This window comes from Fictibacillus sp. B-59209 (assembly GCF_036216745.1).
GTDB lineage: Bacteria > Bacillota > Bacilli > Bacillales > Fictibacillaceae > Fictibacillus_C > Fictibacillus_C marinisediminis.
In genome coordinates, this window is the sequence record NZ_JARMMC010000019.1 from 1 (window position 1) to 20,532 (window position 20,532).

General features: G+C 43.1%; 16 protein-coding genes and 1 other annotated feature. Of the genes, 15 read left to right on the forward strand and 1 reads right to left on the reverse strand.

All coding sequences use genetic code 11. The features are described 5' to 3' along the window. Positions 1 to 105 precede the first annotated feature (105 nt). Complete coding sequence (locus tag P4361_RS15940) at positions 106 to 1,182, reverse strand: bifunctional 3-deoxy-7-phosphoheptulonate synthase/chorismate mutase (RefSeq protein WP_091005683.1); 1,077 nt, start codon at positions 1,180 to 1,182, stop codon at positions 106 to 108. A gap of 249 nt (positions 1,183 to 1,431) precedes the next feature. Then, positions 1,432 to 1,663 (forward strand) — a binding site (T-box leader). Positions 1,664 to 1,716: 53 nt separating this feature from the next. On the opposite strand from P4361_RS15940, the gene aroC reads away from it, so the two are divergent. The 15 genes from aroC (at position 1,717) to P4361_RS16015 (ending at position 20,497) form a co-directional block, all read left to right on the forward strand. Continuing rightward, entirely contained in the window at positions 1,717 to 2,886 is a 1,170-nt protein-coding gene (gene aroC / locus P4361_RS15945) for a chorismate synthase (protein ID WP_091005685.1), read from the forward strand. Next, complete coding sequence (gene aroB / locus P4361_RS15950; protein ID WP_328090043.1) at positions 2,886 to 3,989, forward strand: 3-dehydroquinate synthase; 1,104 nt, start codon at positions 2,886 to 2,888, stop codon at positions 3,987 to 3,989. Before aroC ends, aroB begins: the two co-directional genes overlap by 1 nt. Further along, positions 3,982 to 5,082 (forward strand): prephenate dehydrogenase, encoded by a 1,101-nt coding sequence (locus P4361_RS15955; RefSeq protein ID WP_328090044.1) that lies wholly within the window; start codon positions 3,982 to 3,984, stop codon positions 5,080 to 5,082. The genes aroB and P4361_RS15955 overlap by 8 nt, the downstream gene beginning before the upstream one ends. Before the next feature lie 17 nt (positions 5,083 to 5,099). Next, the gene (aroA, locus tag P4361_RS15960; RefSeq protein WP_062232149.1) at positions 5,100 to 6,398 is read left to right on the forward strand and encodes a 3-phosphoshikimate 1-carboxyvinyltransferase; all 1,299 of its coding nucleotides are present in this window, start codon (positions 5,100 to 5,102) and stop codon (positions 6,396 to 6,398) included. Positions 6,399 to 6,586: 188 nt separating this feature from the next. Then, a complete protein-coding gene (locus P4361_RS15965; RefSeq protein ID WP_328090046.1) occupies positions 6,587 to 8,206 on the forward strand; it encodes an ABC-F family ATP-binding cassette domain-containing protein in 1,620 nt (539 codons plus the stop codon). Positions 8,207 to 8,759: 553 nt separating this feature from the next. Beyond that, positions 8,760 to 9,479 (forward strand): 5-oxoprolinase subunit PxpB, encoded by a 720-nt coding sequence (gene pxpB / locus P4361_RS15970; RefSeq protein ID WP_328090047.1) that lies wholly within the window; start codon positions 8,760 to 8,762, stop codon positions 9,477 to 9,479. Beyond that, a complete protein-coding gene (locus tag P4361_RS15975; RefSeq protein WP_053354280.1) occupies positions 9,463 to 10,431 on the forward strand; it encodes a biotin-dependent carboxyltransferase family protein in 969 nt (322 codons plus the stop codon). Before pxpB ends, P4361_RS15975 begins: the two co-directional genes overlap by 17 nt. 4 nt (positions 10,432 to 10,435) lie before the next feature. Continuing rightward, the gene (locus tag P4361_RS15980; protein WP_328090048.1) at positions 10,436 to 11,194 is read left to right on the forward strand and encodes a 5-oxoprolinase subunit PxpA; all 759 of its coding nucleotides are present in this window, start codon (positions 10,436 to 10,438) and stop codon (positions 11,192 to 11,194) included. A 13-nt stretch (positions 11,195 to 11,207) separates the two neighbouring features. After that, complete coding sequence (locus tag P4361_RS15985; RefSeq protein WP_328090049.1) at positions 11,208 to 12,383, forward strand: NRAMP family divalent metal transporter; 1,176 nt, start codon at positions 11,208 to 11,210, stop codon at positions 12,381 to 12,383. A 58-nt stretch (positions 12,384 to 12,441) separates the two neighbouring features. Further along, a complete protein-coding gene (locus P4361_RS15990) occupies positions 12,442 to 13,005 on the forward strand; it encodes a thioredoxin family protein (protein WP_256226911.1) in 564 nt (187 codons plus the stop codon). Positions 13,006 to 13,138: 133 nt separating this feature from the next. Beyond that, positions 13,139 to 14,071 (forward strand): EamA family transporter RarD, encoded by a 933-nt coding sequence (gene rarD, locus P4361_RS15995; protein WP_328090052.1) that lies wholly within the window; start codon positions 13,139 to 13,141, stop codon positions 14,069 to 14,071. Between the two features lie 312 nt (positions 14,072 to 14,383). Continuing rightward, on the forward strand, positions 14,384 to 17,266 hold the full coding sequence (locus P4361_RS16000; RefSeq protein ID WP_328090053.1) for a 2-oxoglutarate dehydrogenase E1 component: 2,883 nt from the start codon (positions 14,384 to 14,386) through the stop codon (positions 17,264 to 17,266). Further along, complete coding sequence (odhB, locus tag P4361_RS16005) at positions 17,259 to 18,542, forward strand: 2-oxoglutarate dehydrogenase complex dihydrolipoyllysine-residue succinyltransferase (RefSeq protein ID WP_328090055.1); 1,284 nt, start codon at positions 17,259 to 17,261, stop codon at positions 18,540 to 18,542. The genes P4361_RS16000 and odhB overlap by 8 nt, the downstream gene beginning before the upstream one ends. 132 nt (positions 18,543 to 18,674) lie before the next feature. Further along, a complete protein-coding gene (locus tag P4361_RS16010; protein WP_053358262.1) occupies positions 18,675 to 18,920 on the forward strand; it encodes a DUF2584 domain-containing protein in 246 nt (81 codons plus the stop codon). A 110-nt stretch (positions 18,921 to 19,030) separates the two neighbouring features. Then, positions 19,031 to 20,497: a UDP-N-acetylmuramoyl-L-alanyl-D-glutamate--2,6-diaminopimelate ligase gene (locus tag P4361_RS16015; protein ID WP_256226916.1), complete on the forward strand. Its 1,467-nt coding sequence runs from the start codon at positions 19,031 to 19,033 to the stop codon at positions 20,495 to 20,497. Positions 20,498 to 20,532: the final 35 nt, after the last annotated feature.

Below are 20,532 nucleotides of genomic sequence, written 5' to 3' on the forward strand. Positions count from 1 at the left end.
CGCAGGCGCTTGCGCCAAGAGGCTCACCGCACGCCCCGCGGAAAGCGAGCAGCCTGGAGCGGAGATCAACAGCTACCAGACTTCTTGGACAGCCCCTTTTACAATTTAGGAAGAATGAACAACCGAATGTTTTTTCAGTTCGTTCATGAACTCGTGGAATTGTGGAATATTCATTTGCTGTGCAGAGTCAGATAGAGCAACAGCTGGATCCGGATGAACTTCAGCCATTACGCCGTCAGCACCGATCGCTAGCGCTGCTTTTGCCGCAGGAAGCAATAGATCCCTTCTTCCGGTAGAGTGGGTCACATCGACCATAACTGGAAGGTGAGTTTCTTTTTTAAGAATCGGAACAGCAGAGATATCGAGCGTATTCCGTGTTGCTTTTTCATACGTACGGATTCCGCGCTCACAGAGAATGATTTGGTCGTTTCCTTGAGCTAGGATGTATTCTGCTGCGTACATGAACTCTTCAATCGTTGCAGATAGACCGCGTTTTAATAATACTGGCTTTCTGATCGCGCCAGCTGCTTTTAAAAGTTCGAAGTTTTGCATGTTGCGTGCACCGATTTGAACGACGTCCACATAATCCAGAGCTTCTTCCAGATCGTTTGGATTTAAAATCTCACTGATAACAGCGAGGTTCTCTTCATCAGCAACTTGTCTTAAGATTTTAAGTCCTTCCATGCCAAGACCTTGGAAATCATAAGGAGAAGTACGGGGTTTAAACGCTCCGCCGCGCATAAGCGTCAATCCTTGATCTTTTAATGCTTTTGCCACTTGTTTGACCTGATCGTAGCTTTCAACCGCACAAGGTCCCATCACAAAATGCTGCTCACCTGTTCCAATAAGCTCGCCTTTTATGTTTATAATGGTATCATCAGGTTTCTTTTTACGGGAAACCAGCAGCGCTTTACGGTTATCATCTTCCTGCAGCTCCAGGCTGGCTTTGAAAATTTGTTTAAAAATATATTGAAGGGTAGACGTTTCGAACGGCCCTTTATTACGGTCTTCAATCAGATCAAGAAGCTTGCGTTCACGTACAGGGTCAAAACGCTTAACACCCTGCATTTCTTTTAATTTTCCAATCTCTTGTACGATGGAAGCACGGTCGTTTAACAAATCAAGAATCTTTTGATCGACGGATTCGATCTCACTGCGAAGTTCTTCCAGTTCTTTTGACATCCTAAGCTCCTCCTCATGATTTATAAAATTGGTGTTTACTCCTTCAAAATTGTTTCTTTCATAAGGGCGGCGCCGGCCCTTTTTCGAATAATTTTTTGAGTATTGTTTGCTACTTTAAAGCACGATAGTATATCTTGTCAAGGGGTTATTTTCAGATTTCTTCAAAGGCTTTGTTAATTTTCAAAAATATGGGCCATCCCCCTTTACAATCGCCTCTAACCGTGTTAAAACTTGATATAATACAATTAAACGATCGCAATGACAGGCAACAGTAGTATTCTTCTCCCTGTTTTAAGAGAGCTGGTGGACGGTGCGAACCAGTACAAAGGAGAATGCGAATTACACCCTCGAGCTTCCTTTTTGAACGATCTTGTTTCATGGTTCAGTAGAAAAGGACGGTTTACTCCGTTATCCGTGAATGAAGTGGCGGAATGTTTTTTTCCGCAATGAGGGTGGTACCGCGAATAAATTCGTCCCTGCTATTTATAGCAGGGACTTTTTTGTATTTCTAAAGAAAAATAAGGAGGCAATATTATGAGGTATTTAACTGCCGGAGAATCACACGGCCCGCAGCTCACAACTATACTGGAAGGCATTCCATCAGGACTGCCACTGACAGCAGCAGAGATTAACGAAGAACTCTCCCGCAGGCAGAAAGGGCATGGCCGCGGAAGAAGGATGCAGATTGAAAAGGACCAAGCTATTATCAACAGCGGTGTCCGCCACGGCTATACGCTCGGATCTCCGATAACTCTTGCCGTAGAGAACCGGGATTTTAAACACTGGACGAAGATCATGGGGGCTGAACCTTTGGAAGAGGACAGTGATGAAGTAAAACGCCAGATCACAAGACCTAGACCGGGGCATGCTGATCTAAACGGAGCCATCAAGTATAACCATAGAGATATGAGGAACGTTTTGGAACGGTCATCTGCCAGAGAGACTACAGTGAGAGTAGCGGCAGGTGCAGTAGCAAAACAGCTTCTGAAGGAGCTTGGGATAAAAGTCGGCGGCCACGTGATTGAAATTGGAGGAGTCGTGGCGGAGCAGCTATCCTTTGAATCCATAGAAGACCTCCAGGAAAGAACAGAAGCTTCTCCTGTACGTTGTTTGGATGAAAAGGCTGAAAAGAAAATGATGCGTGCCATCGACGAGGCGAAGGAGAAGGGTGACTCAATCGGAGGCATCGTTGAAGTGATCGTAGAAGGCATGCCGGTCGGGGTTGGAAGCTATGTTCATTATGATCGGAAGCTTGATGCAAAGCTTGCAGCGGCTATCATGAGCATCAACGCATTTAAAGGTGCAGAGATCGGCATCGGATTTGAAGCCGCTCATAAACCGGGAAGCCTCGTTCATGACGAAATCCTTTGGAATGAAGAAGATGGTTATACTCGACGAACCAATAACGCTGGCGGATTAGAGGGAGGAATGACGACCGGAATGCCAATCGTCGTCAGAGGCGTAATGAAACCAATTCCAACTCTATACAAACCTCTTCAAAGTATTGACATTGATTCTAAGGAACCATTCCAGGCCAGCATTGAACGTTCAGACAGCTGCGCAGTGCCGGCAGCGAGCGTGGTAGCGGAAGCTGTAGTTGCTTGGGAGCTGGCAGCAGCCATTGTTGAACAGTTCGGAGTAGACAACATGGAACGAATTAAAGAAAATATCGGACGGCATAACCGTCAGGCGCGTGAGTTTTAATGGAAACCCTAAAGATTAACACGGAGTCCAAGCGATACCCCGTCTTCATAGGAGGAACTGTTCTCGATGAACTGCCTGATTTCATTCAGGCTTTGTCTCCAAAAGTGACGAGTATCCTTATACTATCTGATGAGACCGTAAGCAGCCTTTATCTCAAAGAAACGGCAGGGAAACTTGAAAGTATCGGCCAATCGCTGCATTCCTTTGTTGTACCGAGCGGCGATAAGGAAAAATCATTTCATAATTATTATGAGTGTCTGACGTTCGCTCTTGAACAAGGATTGGATCGACATTCGTTGATCCTCGCCCTTGGCGGAGGAATGATCGGAGACCTAGCCGGTTTTGTAGCAGGAACATATATGAGAGGCATCCGTTTCATACAAGTGCCAACAACTCTATTAGCTCATGACAGTGCGGTAGGCGGAAAAACGGGGATCAATCACCCTCTCGGAAAAAACATGGTCGGCGTTTTCCATCAACCCGAAGCAGTTTTTTATTCTACTGCTTTTTTGAAATCTCTGCCCGAAGCAGAATGGAGATCAGGATTTGCAGAAGTCATCAAGCATTCTCTTATTGCTGATGAGGAATTCTATCATTGGCTCGTTAATGAAGTTTCTGGATTACAAGATATTTCTGAAGATAAACTGGCTTATTTATTGAAGAGAGCTATTTCAATAAAAGCACAAGTCGTATCACAAGATGAGAGAGAAAGCGGATTGCGTGCGATCTTGAATTTTGGCCATACCCTCGGACATGCGATTGAGAGCAAAGCTGGTTATGGTGCGATCTCCCATGGTGATGCCGTATCAATCGGAATGCGGTTCGCATTGAAGCTCAGCGAATCTATCTCTGGCAAAAATCTTCATTATAATATGATCAGTGATTGGCTTCATGATTATCAATTTCCTGCACTTCCTCCTCAACTGGAAGCAGTAGAGTTGCTTGAAACCATGAAGAGAGATAAAAAATCGACGATGGGCCATGTGAATATGGTGCTTCTAGAGGAGATTGGACGAGCCTATGTTCAAGAAGTCAGTGACTCCTTCCTATTAGACTCTCTCCAAGAATTTATTTTGACAGACAAGGAGCAATACAGTGAATAAACGGGTTCTGCTGATTGGATTAGGCCTTATTGGCGGATCCATCGCAATGGCTATAAAAAAAGAACATTCTTGCATCATCATAGGACATGATATTTCTGCCGATCATGCCAACCTCGCAAAACGGCTCAGTATCATTGACACAATCTGTACTGATCTCCAAAAAGAAGCAGAGATGGCCGATCTGATTGTATTGGCTACACCGGTGGAGGAAACGGAAAGACTGCTTGAATGGTTTTCTGACTTTACCATCCCCCCAGGTGCCCTCATCACAGATGTAGGCAGCACAAAATCGAGAATCATGGAAAAAGCTTCTTCCATAGTAGATAAAGGCATTACATTCATCGGAGGGCATCCGATGGCCGGATCTCATAAATCAGGACCGGGCAGTGCCAAAGCACATCTGTTTGAAAATGCGTTCTATATGTTCACACCTGGGCCAGAAACTCCTGACCAAAGAATAGAAGAATTAAAGGACTGGCTAAAAGGGACACGTGCAAAATTCATCGTCATGGATGCCGAGAAACACGATCTTCTTACCGGGGTCGTCAGTCACTTTCCCCATGTCGTCGCAGCGAGCCTTGTACGCCAAGTAGAGCATTATTCCCACGCACACCATCAAGTTAACGACCTTGCTGCTGGCGGCTTTAAAGATATCACTAGAATCGCTTCCAGCAGTCCTGTAATGTGGAAAGACATTATCAAGCACAACAAGGAAAACATTTTAACCTTTATTGATGAATGGATCATGGAAATGGAATGTGTGAAGGATCTTGTTAAAAGCGGAAGCGACCAAGGATTGCTTGATTACTTTTCAGGTGCAAAACAATATCGGGATGCTCTTCCGATTAAAGCCAAAGGTGCTATCACATCGTTTTATGATCTGTATGTAGACATTATCGATGATGTCGGAGTGATTTCCCGTGTTACCTCTATTCTTGCTGAGAAAAAGATCAGCATTACGAATATCCGAGTGATTGAGGCAAGAGAGGATATTTACGGAGTACTTCGAGTCAGCTTCCAGTCGGAGGGGGACCGCCAGCAAGCAAAAGAGAGTCTTGAACACCTGCAATTTACCACCTACATTGCAATGTAGCAAAGGAGGCCAATTTGATGTCAAAACAATTAAAGCCAGTTTCCGGTCTGCAAGGAACCATCCAAATACCTGGAGATAAATCCATCTCTCACCGGGCGGTTATGTTCGGTTCAATTGCTGAAGGACGTACAACTGTTCAAGGATTCCTTCCTGGAGATGATTGTTTAAGTACCATTGATTGCTTCAGAAAAATGGGAGTCAGCATTCATCAGGAAAATGACACAGTTATAATAGAAGGAAAAGGGTTAGAAGGGCTCAAAGAACCTGTTGATATTTTGGATGTCGGAAACTCCGGCACTACGATTCGGCTTATGCTTGGCATCCTTGCAAATACACCATTTCATTCCTGTATTACCGGTGATGCATCCATTGCAAAACGGCCAATGAAAAGGGTAACCGGCCCGTTAAGGAGTATGGGTGCTGCCATTGAAGGAAGAGATGAAGGGAATTTTGTTCCTTTAAGCATACGAGGAGGCCAATGCAAGGGGACCGATTATCAGTCACCGGTTGCCAGTGCACAAGTGAAATCAGCGATCTTGCTTGCAGGGGTATCTGCTGAAGGAACAACATCTGTTACAGAACCACATAAATCCCGTGATCATACTGAGCGGATGCTTGGAGCGTTTGGCTGCAAGGTAGCTGTCGATGGCAACACAGCAAGTATAAAAGGCGGTCAAGTTTTAAAAGGAACACATATAGAAGTACCCGGAGATATTTCTTCTGCCGCTTTTTTCCTTGTCGCTGGCTCCATTGTACCCGAGAGTGAGATCACTTTGAAAAAAGTAGGGATGAATCCAACGAGGACAGGGATCATCGATGTTCTAAAACAAATGGGCGCAGATATTACCATTTCACCGATTGAAGGGGAGGGTGCTGAGCCGTACGCGGACCTTACAGTAAGAACTTCAAAACTTAAAGGAATTGAGATCAGCGGAGAGATCATTCCCAGGTTAATAGATGAGATTCCGATTATTGCTCTGGCTGCCACTCAAGCATCAGGGACAACAGTGATCAAAGATGCGGCGGAATTAAAAGTGAAAGAAACAAACAGGATTGATACTGTCGTTCACGAACTGCAAAAAACGGGCGCAAAAATTGAAGCGACCTCAGATGGGATGATCATTAGCGAAACATCATTACTAAAGGGAGCCGAAGTAGACAGCCATGGAGATCACCGGATCGGCATGATGCTTGCTGTCGCATCCTGCCTGTGTAAAGGTGAAACCACGCTGTTAAACAGTGAGGCTGTAGCCGTTTCGTATCCTGGTTTTTTCGGAGAGCTCGATCACCTGCAGAGCAAAAATATCAGAGTTTAGTTTGCACACCTTTATTATAGTAGAAAAAATTCAGTACAGAGCATAAACTGCGGAGAGGCCAATGCGCCTCTCCGCTTTTTAAGTTGTATGTGAAGGAGTTCTTTACATTCTTGCTTGGATGTATGCCCAAAGGATATGGTATGATACAATCATTGAGAGTATGGAATTAGCGAAGGAGAAATATAACTATGATCACAGTAACAAATGTAGGTCTCCGCTACGGCGACCGAAAGCTTTTTGAAGATGTAAACATTAAGTTCACCCCAGGAAACTGCTATGGCTTGATCGGAGCTAACGGAGCTGGAAAATCAACGTTTATCAAAATTCTGTCCGGTGAAATCGAACCTCAAACCGGAGATGTAAATATAACACCCGGCGAACGTCTTGCTGTCTTAAAACAAAACCACTTCGAATACGAAGAAAATGAAGTACTGCAAACCGTTATTATGGGGCATGCCCGCTTGTACCAAATCATGCAGGAAAAAGACGCGATCTATATGAAAGCCGATTTCTCTGATGATGACGGAATTAAAGCTGCCGAGCTTGAAGGCGAATTCGCAGAGCTGAACGGCTGGGAGGCAGAGTCTGAAGCTGCCATCCTTTTAAAAGGATTAGGTATCGGTGAAGATCTTCATTATAAAAAGATGGCTGACCTTTCAGGGTCTGAAAAAGTAAAAGTATTGCTTGCTCAGGCTTTATTTGGGAAACCGGATATTCTGCTTCTGGATGAGCCGACAAACCACTTGGATCTGCGTGCGATCCAATGGCTTGAAGAATTTTTGATCAACTTTGAAAACACAGTTATTGTGGTATCCCATGACCGCCACTTCTTGAATAAAGTTTGTACCCACATGGCAGATTTGGATTTTGGCAAGATTCAGCTTTATGTTGGAAACTATGATTTCTGGTATGAGTCCAGCCAGCTTGCATTAAAAATGGCACAGGAACAAAACAAGAAAAAAGAAGAGAAAATCAAAGAACTTCAAAATTTCGTTGCCCGATTCAGTGCGAATGCATCTAAATCAAAACAGGCAACCTCCAGAAAAAAATTGCTCGACAAAATCTCGTTGGATGATATTCGGCCCTCTACTCGCCGTTATCCTTTCGTAAACTTTTCCATTGACCGTGAAATCGGCAATGACCTTCTTATGGTGAAGGACCTCAACAAAACCATTGATGGGGAAAAAGTATTAAACAACGTTAGCTTTACAATGAATAAGGGTGATAAAATTGCATTTGTCGGCAAAGACGAAAACGCAGTAACTGTCCTCTTTAAAATCTTAATGGGTGAAATGGAAGCAGACAGCGGCAGCTTCAAATGGGGAGTTACAACATCACAGGCTTATTTCCCAAAAGATAATACTTCCTATTTTGAAAATAATGAGCTTAACCTTGTTGACTGGCTGCGCCAATACTCTCCTGTCGATCAATCAGAAAGCTTTTTGCGTGGTTTCTTGGGACGTATGCTGTTTTCCGGTGAAGAAGTACTGAAAAAATCAAAAGTACTTTCTGGAGGAGAAAAGGTCCGCTGTATGCTTTCCAAAATGATGCTCAGCGGCAGCAATGTCTTATTATTGGATGATCCGACAAATCACCTGGATCTAGAATCCATTACTGCATTGAACAATGGTTTGATCAGCTACAAAGGGTCTATCTTATTTACATCTCATGACCATCAATTTGTTCAAACCATCGCAAACAGAATTGTTGAAATTACACCGAATGGACTTCTTGATAAACAAATGTCCTATGATGAATTTCTTGAAAACGAAGAGCTTCAAAAACAAAGAGAAAAGATGTACAAATAAAAAAACGGCCCTAGGCCGTTTTTTTATTTGTACAAACTTCCAATTGCCAGCAAAAAAGTGGTATTGAATAGTCTCGAAAAGCACCGGTACAGCTCTAAGTTTACTTTTTATTTTTTGAGGTAATTATAACCAGATAAAGACAGTTAACAAGCCAAAGAGAAAAGCAGCAGCAAGAGATAAAACAATTAATGAAACGGAATAAAAATAATAAACCAGAAGCTCAGAACCTAATGCATATGGGATGGAGAACACTAAGATAATCGTTGCTATTGACGGAAAAATCCAGAAATAAGTTTATTTGAAATGGCCACCGTTCCGATTCCTTTCTCCGATTGATTTTTTTTAATCGGGAAATATAGACTATATACTTCTAATCCAATCGCACTATATTGGGAATTTTATGTAAATTCCATTTATCTGAAAATATTAACATTGCTTTCTATGAATTGTCATATTGATATGGTAGAATAATTTCCCATTGTCTGAATTCCCTTGTTTTTTTAATTTTTTCTTTGTATAGTTTGAATATTATTAATTTAGAAAGGATGCTGAAATGTTTCAAGATATTAATTATTTCCGCTTTGGGGAAGCTGGAATTCTCATGGAATTTGGCCATGAGGTCAGTGAAGAAATGAATCAGCAAATTCATGAAATCTCTGGATGGCTCAATGAAAACCCTTTTGATGGGTTTATTGAAACAATTCCTGCTTACACCACACTTACTGTACTATACGATCCTATGAAATTTGTACACCCTGAAAAATCAGCATTCGAACTGGCAAAAAATCGGGTTGAAATGCGTATTGAATCTATGCCAAAAGAAAGCGCTGCCGCAGGAAGGGTAATAAGAATTCCAGTTTGTTACGGGGGAGACTTTGGTCCTGACCTTCAGAACGTGGCGAAATTTAACAAGCTTACAGAAAAAGAAGTGATAAAAATACATACTGAGAAGACCTGCTACGTATATATGCTCGGCTTCGCGCCCGGGTTTCCTTTCTTAGGAGGCATGTCTTCTGAAATTGCTGCTCCAAGGCTTTCCTCTCCCCGCCTGTCCATTCCAAAAGGAAGCGTGGGAATTGCAGGAGAACAGACAGGGATTTACCCAATTGAAACTCCCGGTGGCTGGCAATTGATCGGCAGGACGCCCCTGGAACTGTTCAGGCCTACTGAAAATCCGCCAACACTGCTTGAGGCTGGAGATCAAGTTGAGTTTTATGAGATTACAACAGAAGAATATCATTCATGGGAGGCTGAAGATGACCATCAAGATTGATAAACCTGGGATGCTGACCAGCCTTCAGGATCTCGGACGCTATACTTATCAGCAATATGGGGTCATTGTAAATGGAGCGATGGATCCTTTTGCACATACTGCAGCCAATCTGCTAGTTGGAAATCCGGAAGGAGAAGCAACGCTTGAAGTCACACTGACCGGCCCTAAGCTTACTTTTGGGATTGATACATACATTGCTATCTGCGGTGCTGATCTCACCCCGTCTATTAATGAAAAACCCATTGAGAACTGGAGGACAATCTCCGTTAAACAAGGGGATGTTCTGGAATTCGGAAAGTGCAAGTGGGGATGCCGGGCCTACATTGCTGTAGCTGGAGGTTTTGATACTAAGCGGGAGATGGGGAGCAAAAGCACATATTTGCGTGCAGGCATTGGAGGTTACAAAGGCAGAGCACTCAAAGAAGGTGATACTCTATCAGTCTGTTCAGATGGAGACTCCTTTCATCCGGTTTCATTAAATTGGTTTGTAAGTCATGAGTTAAGAGCAGTTTACTCAAATAAGAACACCATCCGAGCAGTTAAAGGAAGACATTTTGAACTTTTTACAAAGGAAAGCCAAGCAGCTTTTTTTAATGAAGGATTTAAGATCTCTACTCAGTCTGACAGAATGGGGTATAGGGCTGAGGGTACGGCCCTGCAGTTGGAAGAACAACGAGAGATCCTTTCCGAACCTGTCCTTTTTGGAACAGTTCAAGTTCCATCAGAAGGCAAGCCCATCATATTAATGGCCGATCGCCAAACGACAGGCGGATATCCCAAAATTGCACAGGCGGCGTATGTTGACTTGCCAAAGCTTGCACAGGCAAAACCGGGAGACTCGATTGTCTTTCAAGAGATATCAGACGAAGAAGCACAGATTAATTATATAATTCAAAAAATACAGCTGAACTACTTAAAAACCGGAATCGGCTTAAAGAACAGGGAGAGGTGAGGACATGAATTTTTCGGTAGACTTGAATTGTGACATGGGTGAAAGTTTTGGCCGTTATCAAATTGGCTTTGATGAAGAAATGATGGATTTTATTTCATCCGCTAATATTGCTTGCGGTTTTCACGCTGGCGACCCTTCTATTATGAAACACACCGTTCAGCTCGCTTTAGAAAAAAAGGTAGCCATTGGAGCGCATCCAGGTTTGCCTGACCTCATGGGGTTTGGACGCCGAAATATGTATCTTACTTCTGAGGAAGCCTATGAATATGTCCTTTATCAAGTTGGAGCATTATCAGCCTTTGTACGAGCAGAAGGCGGAAGGCTTCGCCATGTCAAACCGCATGGAGCTTTGTACAACATGGCTGCGGTTAACAAGGATCTCTCTCTCGGAATTGCTAAGGCGGTCTATAACATGGATCCTGATGTAACTCTGTTTGGACTTGCGGGGAGCCAGTTGATTGAAGCTGGAAAAGAAATTGGGCTCCAAACATGCAGTGAAGTTTTTGCTGACCGAACCTATCAGGCTGACGGCACACTTACTCCGAGAAACGAACCGAACAGTGTTTTGACCGATGATCAGCAAGCGGTCGATCAAGTCATAAAGATGGTTAAGTACGATAAGGTAGGCACTCCTGCCGGCGATATCGGAATTAAAGCAGAGACCATCTGTATCCACGGTGATGGAGAGCATGCCCTGTCTTTTGCACAAAAGATAAACAAAGCATTCGAGAAAGAAGGCATTCAACGACTACAACACAGATAAGCGAGGTAAACGAATGAATCAAAAAAGCAATTGGCAGCTCCTGTTAGGGGCCGCATTTTTAATGGCAACATCTGCTATCGGGCCAGGATTCTTAACACAGACTACTGTATTTACACAATCTTTAGCTGCAAGCTTCGGATTTGTTATTTTAATATCCATTCTTCTTGATATCGGAGCACAATTAAACGTTTGGCGAATTATAGCTGTGTCTGAGCGAAAAGCGCAGGATATAGCGAATTTGATGCTTCCGGGACTCGGCTATTTCATTGCTCTGCTTGTTGTTATTGGCGGACTTGCTTTCAATATCGGAAACGTGGGGGGAGCTGGTCTGGGAATCAATGTAATGTTCGGCGGAATTTCTCATGAGGCTGGTGCAGTGATCAGCGGGGCGATTGCCATCTCCATTTTCTTGGTTAAAGAAGCCGGAAAAGCGATGGACCGTTTTACACTGGTCGCAGGTTTTGTTATGGTAGCTCTCACAGTTTATGTTGCGATTACTTCCTCGCCGCCGGTAGGTGAAGCAGTGACAAAGACATTTGCACCTGACAAAATTGATTTTGCAGCTATCGTTACTCTCGTCGGCGGAACGGTCGGCGGATATATTACATTTGCCGGTGGACATCGACTGCTTGATGCTGGTGTTAAAGGTGAAAAAGCGTTAGGGGAAGTGAACAAAAGTGCAGTATCGGCTATCGGGATCGCCTCGATTATGCGTATTTTCCTCTTCCTTGCAGCTCTTGGAGTCGTAGCAAGCGGCGCAACATTAAATCCTGACAATCCGCCAGCTTCCGTATTTCAGCATGCCGCAGGAAACATAGGCTACAAGCTTTTTGGAATTGTGATGTGGTCGGCTGCAGTTACGTCAATAATCGGTGCTGCCTACACGTCTGTTTCATTCATCCGAACGTTTCATCCTAAACTTGAAAAATACGGAAACCTATTGATTGTAGTCTTTATCTTATTCTCAACACTATGCTTTGTCGCGATTGGAAATCCAGTTAAAATCCTAGTGTTTGTAGGGGCATTAAATGGAATGATCCTGCCGATCACGCTCGGTGTTATGCTTGTCGCTGCCTACAATAAAAAAATTGTCGGTTCTTATAAGCATCCGTTATGGATGACCATCGTAGGCGCTATTATCGTCATCGGTATGGCAGCCATGGGTATTGATACTTTCATGAGTCTTTAATACTTTTCAAATTCATCCTGAAACCTTTACAATATAAACTACGAAAGAGGTGAGCAGGTTGAAAAATTTAAATGAATGGTTTCAAAAAGCTTTAACAAAAGACGAATATATTGAAAGTATGCAAGTCAATAAGGAAGAGCTGATGTCGATCTACAACAGCTTCTCCCTTAATGAGGAAGACAAGGATTTTTATCAGCAGTTTCCTGTTCTTGAACTGAAGGCAGCAGTGCTTACGGCTGACTGGTGCGGTGATGCTTTGCTATGTGTTCCGGTCATTCAGAGAATTGCAGAATATGCTGGTATCGAGCTGCGCTTTTTAATCCGTGATGAAAATCTTGAGCTTATGGATCGATATTTAACGAACGGTACAGCGCGCGCCATTCCGAAATTCATTTTCATGGATCAAGAGGGAAATGAGAAAGCGGTATGGGGGCCTCGTTCTCCAGAGGTACAGTCTCTGATCATGCACGAACGAAGCACTTTGCCTGCAAAGGAAGATCCATCTTTTGAAGAAAAACAAAAAGAGATGTACAAGAATTTCAGAGCTCGGATGACAACAGACCAAGCTCTATGGGAATCCGTCAATAATAGCATAAAAGAGGAACTGAAAAATCTTTTGTAAGAACAGCTTAAGGGAGCAGCTCAAAAATGGAGCTGCTCCCTTTGTCATGCAGGCAAACTATTTTGTCATAAATTTGGCACCCACTATAATAGAGAAATAAGACGCAGAGAACTGAAAGAATTGAGGCGTAAAAATGGAAAAACAAACTGAACAATCTATCGGCATCTGGTACGCTGCTCTTTCGTACTTGATGTGGGGCTTTCTTCCGCTTTACTGGAAGCCTCTCCAATCTGTTGAATCTGGAGATGTACTTGCCCATCGGATCCTCTGGTCTTTTGTATTTATGATACTGGTCATCCTTTTTATGAAGAAGACATCATCTTTCTTCAGCAATTTACAAAGCCTATTCTTACAAAAGAAAAACTTTTTTGCGGTTTTGTCTTCATCTCTTTTAATCAGTGCCAACTGGCTGATGTATATTTGGGCCGTGAATAATAATCATGTCGTTGAGGCTAGTCTGGGCTATTACATCAACCCGCTTGTCAGCGTGTTATTGGGGATTATTGTTCTGAAGGAAAAGTTGAATTATTGGCAGATCGTTTCATTCGGGGTCGCACTCATCGGGGTGGGTCTGCTAACATTCCAATACGGAAAATTCCCATGGATTGCCGTATCCCTTGCATTGAGCTTTGGTCTGTATGGCCTCACCAAAAAAATGGGCAGCTATGATTCTATCCTTGGGCTGACTTATGAAACCATGTTTGTGGCACCTCTTGCCCTCATCTATATCGTTTTTGCCCAGCAGAAGGGTACGGAAGCCTTTGCGGCACAAAACAGCACAGTGACTTTGCTGCTGATGGGAGCGGGAATAGTAACTGCCATTCCTTTATTATGTTTTGCACAGGGCGCTAAACGGATTTCTTTATCCATGATCGGATTTCTGCAATACATCGCACCGACCATCATGCTCATCCTTGGGGTCTCCCTCTATCATGAGGATTTTTCAAATACTCGTCTTTTTTCTTTTATTTTAATTTGGATGGCTCTGGTTATCTTCTCAATTTCTAAAACAAGGTGGATGGCTCGCTTACAGCCTAAAAATAAGCATAAAACATACGGTACTTGAGCATTTTTCGCCGTAATTCTCTACTTTTCGCCAATTTTTTTGAAAGTTAACTTTTGACCTACGCCCATACTGTGCTAAAATAACCATGAAAACGTTTAATAAAGAAGTTCAAATCTGCTTTCGCTTTATTGCAAAAGATTGAATTTACTGTGATTTGTAAAAGAATCGTTTTATTGTTGAGTATTCAGGGGATGTATTTCAATGATGATAGATTTGCTTTTGCTTTAAAAACAGGAACTTTGAGAACTTCTTGTCGTTCTCCTAATTAGTTGTTAAAAATTGATATTAAATCGCAGCAGGGGGTATCAACCAATGAGCACAAACCGTCCAAGCCAGGATTCACCATGGCAGGGATTTTACGGACCGAACCTTGGTTATGTCATTGAATTGTTCGAACAGTATTCAGCTGATCCCAATTCAGTTGACGAGGAACTAAGAAAACAGTTTGAAGAGTGGGGTCCGCCACCATCTTCAGATGAAGCAAATCAAGATGCAGGCACCAGCCTGTCTCAGCAAGCTCAATCCGGAGTTTCAGTCAGCAAGATTGTTGCCGCATCGAAGCTTGCCGAAAACATTCGTACCTACGGACATTTGGCAGCAGAAATTCATCCCCTTGAAGAAGTGTCAAAAGAAATTAAGTTGCTGAATCCATCCCATTATGGACTGAGCGAGGCGGACTTGAAAACGATTCCAGCCTCTTTAATTTGGACTGAGGCGCCAAGAGATGTTCAAAATGGATTGGAAGCGATTAAACGCCTAAAAGACATTTATACGAAATCAATGGCTTATGAGTTCAGCCATGTGCATGTTGAAGAAGAACATAACTGGCTAAATAACATGGTAGAATCTGGATTCATCTATCCTGAAATGACTGATGAAGAAAAGATTGCATTATTACAGCGCCTGACTGAAGTGGAAGGCTTTGAAAAATTCCTTCATCGTACATTTGTCGGACAGAAACGTTTTTCCATTGAAGGTCTTGACATTCTAGTTCCAATGCTCGATGAGATGATCCATCAGAGCGTTAAAGGAGGAACAAGCAACGTCATGATCGGAATGGCACACCGTGGACGCCTGAATGTACTCGCTCATACTTTAGGGAAACCTTACGAGAAAATTTTCGCTGAATTTCATCATTCGCCAAACAAGGAGCTGATTCCTTCTGAAGGTTCGAGAGGAATTAGTTTCGGCTGGACAGGTGACGTTAAATATCATCTTGGAGCAGACCGTTCCATTGAAGAAAACACAGCCAAAGCAACATTAACGCTGGCTAATAACCCATCCCACCTTGAGTTTGTTAATCCGGTAGTCGTCGGATACACTCGTGCAGCTCAAGAAGTGCGCACAGAACCTGGATATCCTAAACAGGATGTGAATAAATCATTCGCCATTTCAATCCATGGGGATGCGGCTTTCCCAGGTGAGGGAATTGTTGCTGAGACACTTAACCTCAGCCGATTGAAAGGTTATCAAACAGGTGGATCTGTTCATATTATCGCGAATAATATGATTGGATTTACGACTGAAAGTTCTGATTCACGTTCAACCAGATATTCAAGTGACCTTGCTAAAGGTTTTGAAATTCCTATTGTCCATGTTAACGCAGATGATCCGATTGCTTGTATCGCTGCGATCACACTCGCTTATCAATACCGTATGCGTTTCCAAAAAGACTTCTTGATCGACTTGATCGGGTACCGCCGTTTTGGCCATAACGAAATGGACGATCCTGCAGTAACGCAGCCTGCAACCTACGAAAAGGTAAACAGCCATCCTACTGTTCGTGCGTTGTTTGCCAAACAGCTTGAATCTGAAGGAGTAATCAAAGAAGGCCAAGGCGATACAATGGATAACGACGTTCAGCAGAAACTTCAGGCTGAATATGAAAAAGTAAAAGGCATTTCTAAAGACGGAGAAGTGAAGGATGTAGAAGTCCCTGAAACGATTGTCAAGGGATTCCCTGCTCTAGATACATCTGTTGCGATAGATGAACTAAAAGAAATCAATCAGGCTCTTCTAGAAAGACCTGAAGGCTTTACTGTCTACCCTAAACTCGAGCGGATTTTGGCGAGAAGAGCCAATGCCCTTGATGAAGGAAGCAAAGTTGACTGGGCACTTGCTGAAACACTTGCTTTTGCAACCATCTTAAGTGACGGTACGCCGATCCGTATTACCGGACAAGATGTTGAGCGTGGAACATTCGCTCAAAGACATCTGGTTCTGCATGACAGCCAAAGCGGAAAACTATTTTCACCGCTTCATCAGATTCCGCAGGCAAAAGCAGCATTCGGCATCCATAACAGCCCGCTCTCTGAAGCATCTGTTGTCGGTTTTGAATATGGATACAATGTTTTCGCACCTGAAACTCTTGTTCTTTGGGAAGCACAATATGGAGACTTTGCAAATGCAGCACAAGTCATCTTCGACCAATTTATTTCTGCCGGACGAGCAAAATGGGGTCAGAAATCAGGTCTGGTTATGCTTCTTCCACACGGATATGAAGGTCAAGGCCCTGAACATTCAAGCGGCCGAATCGAAAGGTTCCTTCAACTCGCTGCGGAAAATAACTGGACAGTGGCTAACTTATCAAGCGCTGCACAGTACTTCCATATCCTAAGACGCCAGGCCGCAATTCTGGATAAGGAAGAAGTTCGCCCGCTCGTCATCATGACGCCTAAGAGCCTCCTAAGAAATCCAAGAACATCTTCAGCAGGAAGCCTGCTTGGAGAAGGTCAATTCAAACCGGTTCTTGAGCAAGAGGGGCTTGGAAAAAATGCGGAACAAGTAAAGCGCGTCGTTCTTTGCACAGGTAAAGTTGCTATTGATTTAGCGGCTGAAGCTGAAGGTAAAGCTGAGGAATTGAATCACCTTCATATCCTTCGCGTGGAACAGCTGTATCCTTTCCCTAAAAACGAGGTTAAAGAGATTCTTGAGCGCTACCCTCATTTAGAGGAAGTCGCATGGGTTCAAGAAGAGCCGAAAAATATGGGATCATGGGCATATATCGAATCCAAGCTGCGTGCTGCCGCTCAAGAAAGCGCAAGCGTAAAGTATATTGGACGTCCAGACCGATCCAGTCCGTCAGGCGGAGACCCTGATATTCATAAAAAAGAACAAGAGCGTATTGTATCTGTCGCTCTAAGAGCAGACCAAACCAAAACGATAACTTCAGAGGGAGGCAATGAACGTGATTGAAATTAAAGTACCAGAACTAGCAGAATCCATCTCCGAGGGCACGATCGCCCAATGGCTAAAAAATGTAGGTGACAACGTTAAAAAAGGCGATAACATTGTCGAACTTGAAACGGATAAAGTCAACATTGAAATCAGCGCGGACTATGATGGCATTATTCAAGAAGTTCTTCGTGAAGAAGGCGATACGGTAGAAGTTGGCGATGTTATCGCTGTACTTAAAGAAACAGGGGATGCATCAAGTGAAGCTCCAGCTGCTTCTGAAAACAAACAAGAAACTGTACAGCCAGTTGCTGAAGCTCCGGCAGCTGCACAAAACAAGCAGCCTGAAGAAGTAAAAGAAACAGAGCAAAGAAAAGAAACAGACCGTCCATTAGCTTCACCTGCAGCACGCAAGCTTGCACGTGAACTTGGAATCGATCTTTCAAAAGTGGAAGCACGCGATCCTCTTGGACGAGTACGCCCTGAGGATGTAAAAGCAGCTTCTGAAAAACCGGCAAGCCAGCCTGAACAAAAGGCACCAAAAGCTCCGGAGAAAAAAGCATCCAATGCTCCAAAAACGGCTGAAGTGTCTGGGAAACCCGTTGAACGCATCAAACTTTCCCGCCGCCGCCAAACGATTGCAAAACGCCTCGTTGAAGTACAGCAAACAGCAGCGATGCTTACAACCTTCAACGAAGTGGACATGACGGCGATCAACGATATCCGCAAACGAAGAAAAGATGCTTTCTTGCAGCAGAATGACGTGAAACTCGGATACATGTCTTTCTTTACAAAAGCAGTTGTAGGTGCTTTAAAACAATTCCCTCTTCTCAATGCTGAGATTCAAGGTGATGAAGTACTTCTTAAGAAGTTCTATGACATCGGAATTGCAGTAGGAGCTGAGGAAGGACTAGTTGTCCCTGTTGTAAGAGATGCTGACAAGCTTAGCTTTGCTGGTATCGAAAAAGAAATCCTTTCTCTTGGTAAAAAAGCGCGAGACAACAAACTTACACTTTCTGAGCTGCAAGGCGGTACTTTCACGATTACGAACGGAGGAATTTTTGGTTCCTTAATGTCTACACCAATCCTAAATGCTCCTCAAGTTGGGATTCTGGGAATGCACGGCATTAAGATGCGTCCTATTGCTATTGATGCAGAAAGAATGGAAAATCGTCCGATGATGTACATTGCACTTTCATATGACCACCGTATCGTTGACGGACGTGAAGCAGTAAGCTTCCTTGCGAAGGTTAAAGAAATGCTGGAGGATCCAGAGTCATTATTATTACAAGGTTAAATAATTTGAAGCCGGGGGCCGAATCCCTGGCTTTTTTGTGTTAAATATGTTGGGCGGCATGTAGGCAAATGGGATATTTCCCTTTAAAATAAAGAGTAGAAAGACTAATTGAGAAAAGAAAGGGCTGAGAAAATGGGGATGCCATTAGAATTGAATACTATGATTGTTACAAAGAACAAAGAAATCCGTTTGGAGTCGTCCAATTTTTATAAGCTAATTAAAGAAGGCTATCGGCTATATCCTATCGATATCCCCCTGGAGATTCGAAAAACAAAGGAATCAAAGCCTGTGGCTATCGCTAAAATTTGTGAACTAAAATGGAAAGACGGAGATACAGAAATCACATATGAATTAATCGATCTAAATACTGTAAATTAATTCCACGCATTATTATCGAAATTTGTCGAAACGAAGTACGATAAACAGCATTGTCCAGCGAAATGATATATGTACAGCTCAATTTAGTTGAAAAAGGGGCGCACGCAGTCATGTTAATGGACGAACTATTAAAAGGGATTAAATTTGCACAACCTGAAAGCCATGACCCATCAATGCTGATTCAAGGGATTCAATTCAATTCCCGCAAAATCAGGCCGGGGGATTTATTTGTAGCTATTAACGGATTTAGCGCTGATGGGCATCGCTATATTAATCAAGCGATTGCCAATGGGGCAGCCGCGGTGGTCGGAGAACAAAATGTATATGGGTTAAACGTCCCTTATTATCAGACCTCCGACTCAAGGAAGGCATTGGCGAGGCTGGCAAGCAACTTTTATGGCCACCCATCTAAAAACCATATAATGATTGGAATAACTGGAACGAACGGAAAGACGACAACAGCTTATTTATTAAAACATATCATTGAACAGTCAGGCATGACATGCTCAATGATCGGCACAGTAAACAACATGATAAATAATCAGGCCATACAGTCCAAAAATACCACTCCAGATCCTCTTGAATTACAGTCACTTCTTGCAGAAAGCCGTGACGAAGTCGTCATTATGGAAGTTTCTTCACACGGAATTGAGCAGCAGCGGGTGGAAGGAATATTATTTGATTATACTCTTTTCACAAATTTGGGAAATGATCATCTTGATTATCACGAAAGCCTGGAAGCTTATTTTAATGTGAAAGCTCGACTGTTCAAACGAATGAAGAGCCAAGGAACAGCAATTATTGCTTCACATAATGAATGGGGAAAGAAGCTGCAGAAAAGGTTGTCCGAATCAGGGCATAATGTGCTTACATTCGGCAAACAGAGCGAGGACGAGATGCAGCTCTTGAACGTATGTACTGAGTATTTTCCAACCATTAAAGTCAGACTGGGTGATACAACAGATTTTCTCCAGATTCCTTTGCCTGGTATGCATAATGTATGGAACACTCTAGGGGCGCTGTTAACTGTTCAAAAAATGGGAATTTCTTTAAAGAAAGCTGCCTCCTACCTATCGTCGTTTAATGGAGTGCCAGGACGTTTTGAAACATTCAGCCATCCTGCGGGAGCGACCTTCATTGTTGATTATGCCCATACGGAAGACGCCATTGAATACTGTTACCAGACGGCCGAACGTGAAAATGCCGAACGGATCATTCATATTCTTGGGTTTAGAGGCAAAAGGGATCTTTCCAAGAGAAGAGATATTGTTGCGCTTTGTTCAGATGTCTGCTCACAATTGATTTTAACTTTTGATGATCTAAATGGTGTTCCCTCAGACCGGATGGTGGAAGAACTGCAAGAATTGAACGAAGATTTTGCGGACGGAAGTGCCGAGATCATACCTGACAGAACAAAGGCGATTCAGCACGCCTGGGAAAAAGCTGAAAACGGCGACTGGGTTTTCATTACAGGTAAAGGTCAGGAAACCTACAAACAATCCTTTAAATTGCCAGCTTCCACAGATATACAGACCATTCAATTCTTGAAAACGTCAAAAGATATGGTTACCAGTTAAAACGCCTCTGAACATCAGGGGCGTTTTTTATTTAT

Excerpts from the sequence above, each read along its gene's own strand:
- P4361_RS16010 (WP_053358262.1), top strand. The coding sequence starts at position 18,675 with ATGGGGATGCCATTAGAATTGAATACTATGATTGTTACAAAGAACAAA.
- rarD (WP_328090052.1), top strand. The coding sequence starts at position 13,139 with ATGGAAAAACAAACTGAACAATCTATCGGCATCTGGTACGCTGCTCTT.
- P4361_RS16000 (WP_328090053.1), top strand. The coding sequence starts at position 14,384 with ATGAGCACAAACCGTCCAAGCCAGGATTCACCATGGCAGGGATTTTAC.
- P4361_RS15975 (WP_053354280.1), top strand. The coding sequence starts at position 9,463 with ATGACCATCAAGATTGATAAACCTGGGATGCTGACCAGCCTTCAGGAT.
- pxpB (WP_328090047.1), top strand. The coding sequence starts at position 8,760 with ATGTTTCAAGATATTAATTATTTCCGCTTTGGGGAAGCTGGAATTCTC.
- P4361_RS15985 (WP_328090049.1), top strand. The coding sequence starts at position 11,208 with ATGAATCAAAAAAGCAATTGGCAGCTCCTGTTAGGGGCCGCATTTTTA.
- P4361_RS16015 (WP_256226916.1), top strand. The coding sequence starts at position 19,031 with ATGTTAATGGACGAACTATTAAAAGGGATTAAATTTGCACAACCTGAA.
- aroB (WP_328090043.1), top strand. The coding sequence starts at position 2,886 with ATGGAAACCCTAAAGATTAACACGGAGTCCAAGCGATACCCCGTCTTC.
- aroA (WP_062232149.1), top strand. The coding sequence starts at position 5,100 with ATGTCAAAACAATTAAAGCCAGTTTCCGGTCTGCAAGGAACCATCCAA.
- P4361_RS15980 (WP_328090048.1), top strand. The coding sequence starts at position 10,436 with ATGAATTTTTCGGTAGACTTGAATTGTGACATGGGTGAAAGTTTTGGC.
- P4361_RS15965 (WP_328090046.1), top strand. The coding sequence starts at position 6,587 with ATGATCACAGTAACAAATGTAGGTCTCCGCTACGGCGACCGAAAGCTT.
- aroC (WP_091005685.1), top strand. The coding sequence starts at position 1,717 with ATGAGGTATTTAACTGCCGGAGAATCACACGGCCCGCAGCTCACAACT.
- P4361_RS15940 (WP_091005683.1), bottom strand. The coding sequence starts at position 1,182 with ATGTCAAAAGAACTGGAAGAACTTCGCAGTGAGATCGAATCCGTCGAT.